The organism is Bifidobacterium sp. M0399 (assembly GCF_016100595.1).
GTDB lineage: Bacteria > Actinomycetota > Actinomycetes > Actinomycetales > Bifidobacteriaceae > Bombiscardovia > Bombiscardovia polysaccharolytica.
The window spans coordinates 218,289-231,023 of sequence record NZ_JACFSD010000003.1 but is presented as its reverse complement, the minus strand read 5'-3'; the positions used below and the strand labels follow the sequence as shown (position 1 = coordinate 231,023).

11 protein-coding genes are annotated in these 12,735 nt (G+C 60.2%); 3 read left to right on the top strand and 8 right to left on the bottom strand.

The features are described from left to right. Positions 1 to 13: 13 nt before the first annotated feature. Positions 14 to 826 carry an ABC transporter ATP-binding protein gene (locus H3V09_RS07820; RefSeq protein WP_198191504.1) on the top strand — a complete coding sequence of 271 codons (813 nt, stop codon included), beginning with the start codon at positions 14 to 16 and terminating at the stop codon, positions 824 to 826. Here H3V09_RS07820 and H3V09_RS07815 read toward each other — a convergent pair. After that, entirely contained in the window at positions 786 to 1,382 is a 597-nt protein-coding gene (locus H3V09_RS07815; protein ID WP_232339506.1) for a sugar O-acetyltransferase, read from the bottom strand. The two genes, H3V09_RS07820 and H3V09_RS07815, sit on opposite strands and share 41 nt — an antisense overlap. Positions 1,383 to 1,658: 276 nt before the next feature. Between H3V09_RS07815 and H3V09_RS07810 the strand changes: the two genes are divergently transcribed. Both H3V09_RS07810 and H3V09_RS07805 read left to right on the top strand, forming a co-directional pair. Next, positions 1,659 to 2,111 carry a GNAT family N-acetyltransferase gene (locus H3V09_RS07810; protein WP_198191506.1) on the top strand — a complete coding sequence of 151 codons (453 nt, stop codon included), beginning with the start codon at positions 1,659 to 1,661 and terminating at the stop codon, positions 2,109 to 2,111. Between the two features lie 80 nt (positions 2,112 to 2,191). Next, a complete protein-coding gene (locus H3V09_RS07805; protein WP_198191507.1) occupies positions 2,192 to 3,013 on the top strand; it encodes a mechanosensitive ion channel family protein in 822 nt (273 codons plus the stop codon). Between the two features lie 87 nt (positions 3,014 to 3,100). On the opposite strand, the gene H3V09_RS07800 is transcribed toward H3V09_RS07805, so the two are convergent. The 7 genes from H3V09_RS07800 to H3V09_RS07770 all read right to left on the bottom strand — a co-directional run bounded on the left by H3V09_RS07800 (position 3,101) and on the right by H3V09_RS07770 (position 12,658). Further along, positions 3,101 to 4,249 (bottom strand): D-alanine--D-alanine ligase family protein, encoded by a 1,149-nt coding sequence (locus H3V09_RS07800; RefSeq protein WP_198191508.1) that lies wholly within the window; start codon positions 4,247 to 4,249, stop codon positions 3,101 to 3,103. Positions 4,250 to 4,558: 309 nt separating this feature from the next. After that, the gene (locus H3V09_RS07795) at positions 4,559 to 5,560 is read right to left on the bottom strand and encodes an NAD(P)H-dependent glycerol-3-phosphate dehydrogenase (RefSeq protein ID WP_198191509.1); all 1,002 of its coding nucleotides are present in this window, start codon (positions 5,558 to 5,560) and stop codon (positions 4,559 to 4,561) included. Positions 5,561 to 5,673: 113 nt separating this feature from the next. After that, positions 5,674 to 6,567, bottom strand: a complete 894-nt coding sequence (locus tag H3V09_RS07790) for a lysophospholipid acyltransferase family protein (RefSeq protein ID WP_198191510.1) — start codon at positions 6,565 to 6,567, stop codon at positions 5,674 to 5,676. A 14-nt stretch (positions 6,568 to 6,581) separates the two neighbouring features. After that, positions 6,582 to 7,904, bottom strand: a complete 1,323-nt coding sequence (murA, locus tag H3V09_RS07785; RefSeq protein ID WP_144178268.1) for a UDP-N-acetylglucosamine 1-carboxyvinyltransferase — start codon at positions 7,902 to 7,904, stop codon at positions 6,582 to 6,584. A 149-nt stretch (positions 7,905 to 8,053) separates the two neighbouring features. Beyond that, entirely contained in the window at positions 8,054 to 9,106 is a 1,053-nt protein-coding gene (locus H3V09_RS07780; protein ID WP_198191511.1) for a CPBP family intramembrane glutamic endopeptidase, read from the bottom strand. A 103-nt stretch (positions 9,107 to 9,209) separates the two neighbouring features. Beyond that, positions 9,210 to 11,531, bottom strand: a complete 2,322-nt coding sequence (locus H3V09_RS07775) for a CPBP family intramembrane glutamic endopeptidase (RefSeq protein ID WP_198191512.1) — start codon at positions 11,529 to 11,531, stop codon at positions 9,210 to 9,212. A 167-nt stretch (positions 11,532 to 11,698) separates the two neighbouring features. Further along, complete coding sequence (locus H3V09_RS07770) at positions 11,699 to 12,658, bottom strand: CPBP family intramembrane glutamic endopeptidase (RefSeq protein WP_198191513.1); 960 nt, start codon at positions 12,656 to 12,658, stop codon at positions 11,699 to 11,701. Between the last annotated feature and the right edge of the window lie 77 nt (positions 12,659 to 12,735).

The following is a 12,735-nucleotide window of genomic DNA, read 5'->3' as shown; positions in this document are numbered from 1 at the left end:
AAGGAAGGCAACGATGCAGCATCGAATGGCCAAGGATCCATACGCACAGATTCCGCTCATTCTGAACAAGGTCTGCTACGACTACGGAACCCGGCAGAAGCAGGGCACAAGAGTGTTGGACGAAATCAGCCTGGAATGTCCGGCTGGGACTTGGACGGCCATCATGGGCCCTTCAGGCGCCGGCAAATCGACCCTCCTCTATTGCGCCGCAGGACTGCTCCAAGTCAGACAGGGCAAGGTGGCCATCGCCGGGGAGGATCTGACACGAATGAAAGAGAGGGAGTTGACCAGGCTTCGGCGCGACCATATCGGCTTCGTCTTCCAGGACTACAACCTGGTCAACGCCTTCACCTGCCTGCAGAACACCATGCTGTCCAGCCTCTTCGGCGGCAGGAAAATCTCCGCCCAAGCGGCACTGTCTGCCCTGTCGAACGTCGGGTTGGAAGGGTACGCCAACACCTATCCGGCCGACATGAGCGGTGGCCAGCAGCAGCGCGTGGCCATCGCCAGGTCTCTCGCCGCCAGCCCGGAGATCATCATGGCCGACGAGCCCACCGGCGCCCTGGACACCCATAGCTCGCGGGAGGTCATGGACCTCTTCGACCTGGCCGTCCGCAGCGGCCAGACCATCCTCATGGTGACCCACGACCCCAACGTCGCCGCCCGGGCCCACCGCGTCATCTTTCTCCAAGACGGGCGCATTCAGGCGGCATGCCCGGGCGGAAACCCGCAGACCATAGCCCAGCAGCTGGCCAGCATGGATGCTGTTCCAGACCAGGAAGCCTTCAGCCCTCCCCTGGCAGTTCCATCCGATCAGCCTCGGTGATGGTCCGAATTATTCGGCAGGGCACGCCTACGGCCAGGGAGTCAGGCGCGATGTCATGGGTGACCACGGATCCAGCCCCGATGACCGCCCCATCGCCGATGGTCACTCCCCCGGCCACAGTCACATTTGATGCCAGCCAGCAGTTGGAGCCGATGATGATCGGGGCACCCAACTCGTAGTCGTAGAGGGTGCCATCCTCATGGCGTCTCAGATTCCGCTCCTGCCACCGCAGGGGATGTAGGGGGGTTGCCAGGGTGACGTTGGGGCCGATCATCACATCGTCGCCAATCTGTACAGGGCATGTATCCAGAACAGTGAAGTTGAAATTGGCGAAGATGCGCGAGCCAAGCTTGGTGAAGCACCCATAGTCGAAGTAGATAGGCCCCATAAAGTCCACGTCCTGACCATGCTCGGGCACCAGATCGTCCAGAAGCCGACTGCGTAGTTCCCGCTCCTGCTCGGAAGACGCGTTGAAAAGACGGCAAAGTTCGTGGGCTTTGACCCGCAGCTGGCTCAGGTCGGGATCCGATGCGTCATAGAGCTCGCCAGCAAGCATCCGCTCCTTCTGCGAGCGCCAATTCCCTTTACCAGCTCCGCCAGTCGCACTTGTCAGTTTTGAGTCCTTGTCCATGGCCATCCCATCGTTCCTGTGTCACTTCACTGTCACTTCTGCAAGCTCACACTGCTTACAGAGTCCCTGTCCATGTAATCGTCTGGGTCAGACAGCCTGCGGCCATACGTACCATTCGTCATCCTGTTGCGGACATCCGTTCACGCCAAGGGTCAGGCTTGGTAGATTAGAGACAGCGGAGGGCCGTGGCGAGGAGGAAGCATGCGGTATGAGGTGAGCGAGGCTATTCCCGAGGATGCCAAGGCCATCCGTAAGGCCGTATTCGTCGAGGAGCAGGGCTTTCACAACGAGTTCGACCAGACGGATGACGTCAGTCTTCACATCGTGGCCTACGATGGGGATGATCCCGCCGGCGTATGCCGAATCTTTCCCGACCGTGGCAAGACATGGACCCTTGGCCGTTTGGCCGTTCTTAAGCCCTACCGCGGTCAGCACCTGGGCGCGAATTTGGTAGGCAAGGCTGAGGAGACCGCTCGGAGCCGCGGGGCCGACCGGCTCACGCTTCACGCCCAGGAACGGGTGGCGGGCTTCTATGAGTCTTTAAGCTATAGGGACATGGGCATACACGATCAAGACGAGGGATGCCCGCACATGTGGATGGACAAGCCCCTGACAGGCAGCACCGGAAACGAGCCAGAGGACCAGGCCTCATGAACCTGACCGCCAATTTTGCCAATGAAATGTCAGCTTTAGCCAGCACAAGCATCACAGGCATCAATCCGAATAAGGATCCCATGGGAAGGTCCGAACAGGCCATCTCCAGCTTCAGCGATGCCGTCATTTACTGGTTTCGACAGAATTTCGGAAAGATCATCCTTCTGATCGTCGTGGCTGTCTGCGCTGCATTGATTTCCAAGATTGTAGCGGCGGCCATGCGGCGTGCCCTGGAACGGACCAACCTGCCCAGTGCCTCCATCTTCGTCAACATCGTCCGCGCCATGATCTGGATCTTCGCTGCTGCCACAGTCCTGCAACCCGTCTTCGGGATCAACCCATCCACAGTGGTCGCCGCCCTGGGCGTCAGCGGCCTGGCGCTCTCCTTCGGATTGAAGGATACAATTGCCAACATCGTCGGCGGCTTCGGACTGATGGTCAGCAAGGTGGTCCAGCCCGGCGACATCATCACCATCCAGGGCACCACCGGAACCGTCCGCGACGTGACCTGGCGTCATACCATCGTCATCGACAGAACTGGCAACCAGCTGCTGATCCCCAACTCCATCCTCAACACCACGGCGCTTGAGAAAATCACCGAGGCCGGCGAAGCCGCCGCCACGGTTCCCTTCACCCTGCGAGGGGATGCCGATATAGCTAAGTCCTCCCACTCCATTGCACAGCTGGTGGCCCAGGCAACCAAGGGCATGGCCATGCCATCCAACCCGCCCATTGTCCAGCTCCAGGGCTTCACCCCTTATGGCATCAAGGGCCAAGTGGTCATGTTCGCCAAGCAGGGCGTCATCGCCGCCGATATGCAGGATGCCGCCACCCGCGCTCTTGCCGGCCAGGACTATCTGGTCCAAGAGGCGAAACCCCAAACAAACGACATTGAGCATTAATCAGATAATTTTCTCATCGTGCAGGAGAGAGCAAAAGCAGCATCTTCCTTCTTGTGAGATACTTCAAGCTCCCGTAGAGCTACAGCGTCAGGCCGATATACCCTCGATCAGGTCAGTAATCAGATCGGTGTAGGTGATCCCCGTGGCCTCCCAGGCCTTGGCATACATGGAGATAGGCGTGAAACCAGGCATGGTGTTGATCTCGTTGACGATGACCCTGCCCTCGGGCGTCACAAAGCAGTCGACACGACTCAGACCGGCGCCGTCCACGGTTCTGAAAGCCTTGGCAGCCAGGTCGCGAACCTTCTGAAGAGTCTCTTCTGGCAGGTCGGCAGGAACCTCCACATGGGAAGCGGAAGAGTCCACATACTTGCTGTCGAAGTCGTAGAAGGCCTCGTCCTGATCAGCCTTGTCCAGCACCACCTCGCCAGGCCAGGCTGTACGGGGCTGTCTGTCCTTGTTGGAGGCGAGCACGGCGCACTCGATCTCCCGCCCCTCAATACCCTCCTCTATCAGGACCCGCCAGTCATGCTTTGCAGCCTCGGCGACTGCAGCAGCCAGGGCTTCGGCTTGGGGCTCTTCTACCTTGACCACACCAAAGCTGGATCCTGCACGGGAGGGCTTGACGAAGAGCGGATAATGCAACTCCGCCTTCTCCACAGCGGCCAGCAGGTCGGCCCCGGATCGCTGTTCACGCGAATCAATGGTGATGCCAGGAGCCACAGGTATGCCGGCTTGGCTGAGCAGAATCTTGGTGTAGTGCTTATCCATGCATGCAGCAGAGGCGAAGACCCCGCATCCGACGTAGGGCAGACCCATCATTTCAAGCAGGCCCTGCAGGGTGCCGTCTTCACCATAAGGGCCGTGAAGCACCGGGAAAACCGCATCAACATGCCCCAAAGGCTCCAGGGAACCGACTGCGCTGGAAGATTGGGCGCCAGAGATCAGATCGGCATGGTCGCCGATCAAAAACCCTTCCCGGCCGCGAGCCATGTCGAGAATGACCGGACGGCTGCCTTCGGTTATCTGCACGGTTGGCAGACTGGCATCGCCCAGACCCCACTGCCTGGGATCCTGACCGCCTATGGTCCATCGACCGTCCTTGGTGATGCCAATGGGGATGGGCTCATATCGGTCGGTATCGATGGCATTGAGCACGCCAGCCGCCGACACGCAGGATATGGAATGTTCGTCGGCACGCCCGCCATAAAGCACCACAACACGTTTCCTGACCATCATCCCTCGGCTTTCCTCATCCTGGACATGATTTCCAACCTCACGCACCTGCCCGGGCAGATGCATCGTTCAAGACAGCAGAATATCCCCTCGGCAGGCAGCAAGACCTGGTCGGAGTCGCTCATCCACAAGCTTGGCACGAACAGGCATGATAGGCCGATGCAGGAGTCAGACAAGCCAGGCGCACATCTTGATCCGGAAATCATTCATCGCCGATCAAAAGGTTGATAGCGCATGCTTCACAGCCTTCGCACACCCTCTATAGCCCTCAGGATTTTCTGATGGGCACCATTTTGATGATTGTCAGACTCACTCTGCAGTGATCTGCCCGCCGAACAGCTCGTCGATCATGCCCCGGCAGCTCAGACCCTGATCCAGCACATGGCTCATGGCCGTAGCCAGCGGGGTCGCCACCCGGTAGCGCTTGCCCAGGGCGACGACAGCATCGGTGGTGGGTACGCCTTCGGCGACACCCTTGCTGACGCGAGTGGCTTCCTCGATGCTTTTGCCCTGTCCCAAATTAAAGCCAAAAGTGTAGTTCCTACTCAGAGACGACCCACAGGTGGCCACCAGGTCGCCGACCCCAGCAAGACCGGCGAAGGTCTTGGACTTGGCCCCGCAGGCCTCCCCCAAGGCAGTGAGCTCAGCCAGACCCCTGGCCTGGATCATGGCGGCCGTGTTCTCCCCGAATCCAGCCCCCCGTGACATCCCCACGGCCAGTGCAGTGACATTCTTCAGCGACCCACACATCTCCAGGCCGATCACATCGTCCGAGACGAAGGCCTTGAAATAGTCGGTCGTACAAGCACGGGCTACTCTCATGGCGGTATCGGCATCAGCGCTGGCGACCACGGTGGCGCTTGGCTCGCGTGCGGCCACCTCCTTGCTCAGGTTGGGACCGGAGACGGCCGCAAACCTGACCGGGTCCAGATCCAGCGTCTGGCAGACCACCTGGTCCATCCGCCTGTCGGTGCCCCGTTCAATCCCCTTCATCAGGGAAACCGCAATGGCATCATGATCCAATAGACTCTTGAATTCCGTCAAGGCCTCACAGGCGTGCTGAGCGGCTATGGCCACGACCACGATTTCAGCCCCCGAGACGGCCTTGGCACAGTCACCCTCAGCGCTGATGGCGTCGGGCAGCCTCTCCACGGTTGGCAGGCGGTGAGTATTCGAATGTTGACTGTTGATTTCCTCTACGACATTCGGATCGATGTCCCACATGACCACCTGGTTGCCAGCATCAGCCAGTACCTGGGCAAAAGCCGTTCCCCATGCGCCTGCTCCCAATACCGCAATCTTCGTCATCATTCTCCTTTGCATAATGCCGTGCGCACGGGAACGCCGACCAGCAGCCTCATTCTTGTCTCCACCATCCTATGACACCACCGCCAGGCAGGAGGAATCAGAGGTGGGTTCCGGCCTTATTGCTCGCTTCTGGGCCGACGGGTCATGGTTACGTAGTCGAAGTATCCAGCCGCCGGGGGCTCCTCGCCACGAATCTCGGCCATGACCTCTTCCATCCGGTTGCGCAGGCGGACACAGAGGGCATGCACAGACTGCTTGGGGGGTTCTGCGCCCCACTGATCCATGTCTTCCAGAAGGTCGGAATAGTCAAGAAGCCGGTCATAGCACATGACCACGTTCTTGCGAGGCCAAGGCCACTTGTGGTTGATCGAAGCCGCCCCCCAGGTGATGCTGGGATAGAGAGGGACCATGCGACCCAGCTGCCGTGAGGCTTCCAAGGCGATGAATCCGACCCCGGGTTTGAGCGACATGGGCCACTTCAGAGGGTCACGGGTCACGGTCCCCTCCGGCCAGATGGTCAGGGGCCTGCCCGAGGTGATGATATTGATCGACTCCTCCTCAATCGACCTGGCCTTGCCGGACTTGCGTTCTACCGGCTGCATGCCCACCATGCGGAACCAGCTGCCGATAAGGGGCCAGTGGGCCATCTCGGCCTTGGCCATATAGCGGGGACGACGACCCTGGTGGAAGAGGGCCATCATAGGAATAAAAACGTCGAACTGGGTCACATGGGTGGCTGCGGTAATAAAAGGCCCGGTCTGCGGTACCCGCTCCAACCCCCAGGCATAGACTCGGCAGGAGTCACGCACCACCTGGGAGACCCCGCGCAATAGACGGGTAGTCCCCACAGGGTGCTGACCGTCTATCTCGTCCAGGGCCGGTGCGCGGTGACCAGTGGGATAGTAGCGGGTCGGATCCACCAGTCTGTGCCGCTGGGCCAGCAGGGCCACCTGCTGGTCGGGCAGGGCTGGTACCGCAGACCGGGGGGAGGGTTTGCCTTTGGAAGCCATCTATGCCTGCCGGATCAGTCGATCTGCGCGTCCAAGGCCAGTAGCTTGTCGCGGAAGTCCTCGTAACCGCGGTCAATCAAGGAGATGCCGTGGACGGTGGAGGGGCCGGAGGCTGTCAGTGCCGCAATCAGGTGGCTGAAACCGCCACGCAAATCGGGTACATCGATGTCCTGACCAGTCAGCGGGGTGGGTCCGAAGATAACCGCAGAGTGGTTGAAGTTGCGCTGCTGGAAGCGGCAGGGCAGGGACCCCAGGCATTCCTTGTAGAGCTGGATGGTGGCGCCCATCTGAATCAGCGGCTTGGTGAAGCCGAAGCGGTTCTCATAGACGGTCTCGTGAACGATGGAAAGACCCTTGGCCTGGGTCAGAGCGACTACCAGAGGCTGTTGCCAATCGGTCATGAACCCGGGGTGCACGTCGGTCTCGATGGCCACGGGCCGCAGGTCGCCGCCCGGATGCCAGAAGCGGATGCCGTCGTCGCGCACATCGAACTGGCCGCCGATCTTGCGGAAGACGTTCAGGTAGGTCATCATGTCGGGCTGGTGGGCGCCCTTGACCATGATGTCGCCATGGGTGGCCAGGGCGGCCGAGGCCCAGGAGGCAGCCTCGATCCGGTCTGGCAATGAGGTATGGGTGAAGCCTTTCAGGGAGGGCACCCCCTCAATGCGGATGGTACGGTCCACGTCCACTGAGATCTGTGCACCCATCTTCTGCAGGACCGCCACCAGATCCATGATCTCGGGCTCGGTAGCCGCCCCTGACAGCTCGGTACGCCCCTCGGCCAGGACGGCCGCCAGCAGGGTCTGCTCCGTGGCTCCCACCGAGGGGTAGGGCAGGTGAATCTTGGCTCCGTGCAGGCCGTCAGGCGCCGTGATGTGGATACCGGCTTCATGCTCCTTGTCGACATTGGCCCCCAGCTTGCGCAGGGTCTCCAGATGGAAGTCGATGGGCCTGCTACCGATGCGGCAGCCGCCCAGAACGGGGATGAAAGCCTCTCCCATCCGATGCAGAAGCGGCCCAGAGAAGAGAATGGGAATGCGGGAGGAACCCGACAGGGTGTCAACATCGGCCACATCAGCCAGCTCTACATGGCGGGCATCAATGGTGACCACGCCCTCCTGCGGACTGACATCCACCTTGACGCCGTGCAGTCTCAGCAGATCCGAGACCACCTGGACATCACGGATTTCAGGCACGTTCTTGAGCACCGAGACATCGGGAGCCAGCAGGGCAGCCACCATGGCCTTGCTGACGAAGTTCTTGGCCCCGCGGACCTGTATGGTGCCATGCAGGGGCCTGCCGCCCACCACATGCAGCACATCATTCTGTGTATTCATCTTGGCCATACATCGGCTTCTTTCTCGTATCCGCTCAGAGCCGGGCTTTGGCGCATCATCGGCCCCTATTTGCAAGTCTGCCACAGGGGGTGTGGGGACACCGTGAATTGTCGCCTCCGGCATAGAGCGTCCACCCAGTCAGATACTGGTCAAGCACCGGTCGAAACGAAGGGGGTCAGCATCGTGAAGCCCATGATCAGCAGCAGCATGATGAAGAACGGGCAGGCCCAGGCACCATAGACGTTCGTATACGTGCGGTTTTCCCGCAGAAAAGCGACGATCCTATGGCGGCCCAAGTAAAGGACCAGCACGGCTGCCAGCATGCCTGCCAACATCATGAGCACGTTGACGTAAGAAGACATATTGTCGCTCATAAACCCGAGCAGGAGTTCCAGCCCGTCGCTGACGACCAGGTTGTTGAACACGTGCAGGGCTATGGACCAGAAGATGGAGTATTCGCAGGCAAGATAGCCCAGGAGCAGACCCATAATGAAAGCAAAGAATCCTTGATCCAGATCGCCGTGGAAGAAGCCGAACATAACAGCGGAGGTGACGATGGCGAAGACGTGGCCGTAGGGCTTCAGCGCGTGCAGGATAGCCCCTCTGAAGACCAGCTCCTCGATGACGGGGGCCAGCAGGCTGACGTAGATGAACATGGGGATAGTACCCGAGGCCTGCTGGATCTGCTCAGTCGTGGTCCAGGACTGCTGCACTCCCAACCGCGCCGTGGTCCAGTCCATGCCCGACTGATACCAGTCCGCCAGGGTCTGCCCGGTCAGCGTCAGTGCAAAGCATCCCAGCAAAACCTGCCAGGTCATGGGGTGCAGATCAGTGTGGAATATGCCCATAGGGCCTGAATCGCAGATCTGCCGCCGCCGCGTGAAGACCAGGAAGCAGAGACCTGTGCAGGCGGCGATCAGGTTGATGATGCCTCCATACTCCTTGTCAGCATGGACGATCACATACATAAATCCCGAGTGGGCAGGCACCGGATCAAACACGGCATTCCACTCCATCTGAGCCAGAACACCGAACAGAAAACCGACGCTGTTGATGATAAGCAGATAGACCAGCAGCAGGGCGGCCTGACGGTTGAGCATCCCCCTGGCCGCACTCATCCATGCGCGATCCGCCATGCCTCGTCTGGGCTTTTGAGTCTGCCCAGTCCCTGACGCGTCGGCTGCCGTCGCTGTCTGCCCCATGTCACCATGCCCTTTCATGATCCTCTGCAGGTTTGGCCATCCGGCACTGACCTCCAGCTGGTCCAAGTCTACGCCACCACTGGCAGCCTCAATGCGTCATGCTCTAGAGCAGACCGGGCACGAACTTGAAGACTGTAAGCAGCAGGCAGAGCAGCAAATAGAGCAGGAACCAGGGCTGCCTCCAGGAGGCGTAGGTTCCCTTAGGGGCTCGATAGCGCCGCCGGTAGTCAAACAGACTGGCGCGGTGCAGGAAGAACATGACCAATCCAGCCAGAACCAAGACCAGTGTCACTGCCAAAATCGACATACGAGCAGTTCGTGGAGCGCTCATCAGGTAACGGTTGGGCAGGCCGCTGAAGAGCAGATTGCCGACCACACGGGCTCCAATGGCCCAGACAAGGCCATACTCCAGGGAGCAATACCCCAGTGCCAGCCCCAGCAGGAAGATCCAGAGCCCAGAGACCGGGTCACACTGCAACAGTGCGCAGAGCAGGGATGCGGTCAGGATGGCAAAGACTCTGCCGAACCGGCGCAGCCCGTTGAGGATGATGCCACGGAAAACCAGCTCCTCAGCCAGAGGAACCGCCAAGAGGGCATACACGGCCATCATCGGCGAGGAAGTGCCGGTGACCAGCAGACTGCGCGAGGCCAGGGAGGGGATGTGCAGAAGCAGACAGAAGTGGTTGAAGAACTTGTTCAGTCCATGGACCATTCCTTGGCCCAGCAGAAGCACCGCTACAAGGGCCAGCAGAGCCGCCAGCGTCATTCTTCTATCTGTTCGCCAATGGACAGCGTCCTGTCCTCGCTGCTCCTTACCTCGAATAACGCTCCACTCTGAAATACAGGCATAGGCCAGCGCCAGCAGGACTGACAGGAGAGTATTCCCATCGGACATGAAGACAATGGCTCTTGGATCCTTGACCCGCTCCATGATGACCGGCAGGATCATCCCCGAACCGACCATGAGCATCAGAACGGATATGGCAAGGTAGACAAAGGCGAAGGCGGCCTGGCCGTTGACGGCGTGGAGAACCCCCGAACTGGCCCTGTAGGAGACGGGCTTGCCGGAGGGTGCCGATTTGGTGGCCGTCTGTGGTTTCGTCTTGGCTTGAACCTGGGCCTTGGCTGCTGCCGAAGCATTCGGCGTGCCCTCGTCCAGCTTGCTTGAGACGCCAACGTGCTGCGCGACTGGAGCCGATGTATTCGCTGCCTTGGCGGAATCAGACGGAGCGGGTTGGGCACCGACGGATTGAACTTCACCTACTGTCTGGACGGCCTGCACAGGCTGAACGGCATGATCCGCCTGAGCGGCCGGAGTCCTCGGTGATGACGAAACGGTCCGGCCGCCTGTGCTGATGCCGCCGACCTCGGCCAGCTGATCAACTACCCGTGGGGTCGAACAGACCTGGCGCCCCTGGTGTTTGGCGCCACTGGCAACGGATTGTGCAGCTGCGACGTTCTGACCTGAAGCTGATGAACCAGCGATAAGCGAGTCCCAGTCGGCATTTGAGCGGCGAACGACGACCGGTCGATCGGTGAATACCACTGGGGTCGGGGACTGCTGAACATACACTTTTGCAGGTGCGGAAGCCGCTGTATCCGGCTTGGCAGACAGCGAATCCGCCGAAACGGCAACCGGAGACGCCCCAGCCGCAGCCTTCGGCTTGGACTCAGCCGGTTCGGCGGACGAAGAACCGGGGGCAGATACTGTTGAAACGGCAGAACCTGTAGCCTTGGTTGGCGAGGCAGGAACAGATGTGGCAAGAGACGAAGCCTCGGCAGCAGGGGCTTTGGGCTTGCCTGCATGGGTTTTTGCTGCCGGCTTGCGGCCTTTGCCCATATTCCAGGAGAAAACCGGAGCATCGCTGACCTCCGGCTTGGTCCAGGACCAGACAACCTTGGCTGCAGAATGATCCTGCTGCTTCGGGGCCTTCGTAGCTTTGGGGGCCTCCAGATCACGGCGAATAACCACGCGCCGGGGTACAGACCCCTCGCCGGGCCCCTTCTCTCCGTGCTCGTCGGCAGACAGGTCCGTCGGAGGAAATGCTGGAACAGCCGGTTGACTGGCCATAGTGACCGATGTCAAAAAATCATCGGATCCAGGAAGCACCGAGGGTCGTTCACCGACAGGCATAGTCCCCGTGTGCCCACGATGGCCAGCCCCTTCAGCGCCCGGAAGCACAATCTTTCTATGGGCGATTCGTCCCGGGTAGGCCAGGCCATCATCCACGGCCTGGCCCGGCAGGCTGAGCGGCGGCAGATCGATGGACCCCTCCTGGTAGTCCCAGTGGCGGGCGTAGTCCTTGCCGGCGGTATGGGTTGCGGTCACGAGGGCAAGAGAGGAACGCGAGGCCTTCCAGCGCCCCTGCTCATCTTGGACATCGGCAGACTCGCCGCCGCTGTCGTGATCCTCATCATCCCTCATCCGTCGATGATCCTTCCCCTTCATGCACTACCGTACGACCGTCAAGGGCGTCCAGCGACACGAACCTTCCCCGCGTTCATATCATGACACTACATAACCGAGTCTAGCCCGACCCTGCCCTTCCTCGACAGAATCCCAACAATGAGCCGGTGCCATAGGCCGTCCGGTCAGGCCAGCCCTGGTACGAATTCGCTCAGGGCCATCAGCAGGCACGCCAGGCAGAAGAGCAGGAACCAAGGCGCGCTCCAGGAAGCATAGATTCCCTTGGGAGCGCGATTGCTGCGGCAGTAATCACGGAGAGTCCTAATCTTGAACAGCAGCCCGACGACACCGATCAGCAGCACCAGGATCATGAGCAGGCCCAGGCCGATGCGAACCACCTCGGGTGCCAGGGGCATGTACTTGGCCAGCAGACCTGAAGAGAAGGCATTGTTGAGCATGTGCACCAGCAGGGACCAGACCAGCCCGTACTCCATGGCCAAATAGCCCAGAACCAGGCCGGAAATGAAACCGAACAGACCCTGGACCAAGGAGCCATGCATGAAACCGAAAAGCAAGGAAGAGGTAATAATGGCGAAGACACGACCAAAGCGGCGCAAGCCGTTCATGATGACCCCGCGAAAGACCAGCTCCTCGGCAAAAGGCCCCAAAAGAATGGCATAGAAGAGCATGATCGGCGTTTCCATGCCGCCGTCATCAGGTGCGGTCGGCGGATGCAGCCCAGTACCCGACAGAATAGCGCCTAGTCCAGAGTCGGCCGCACTGGCCACCAGCTGACTGAGGAAGAAGCAGGCCAGGGCGATGATCAACGCCAACAGGCTGAATCGGCGCGCAGTAACCCAACGCACCTGGTCCTGGCCATGCCGTTCATGGCCTACAATGACCGGCCATTGACTGATCAAGGCAAACAGCAGGGCCAGCACCACGGAGGTGACCACTGTCCAGTCCCCCAAAGGACCGTTGAGTTGCGCTTTGGAAGCATGCGGGAAGAGAGCAGGCAGAACAACCTTGCCTCCCAAAAGGCCTACCAGGGTCTCGATGGCCACGTAGATGAAGGCAAAAGCACTTAGGGCATTCACTGCCCGTCTAACGCCCCAGTCGTGCACATCGCCGCTGCTGTGCCTCATGATAACCGCCCCTCTTCGTTCACTAACCGGTCACAGTCGATCAATGACTGTCACTTTCCATGGTAAGCGAAAAAGGG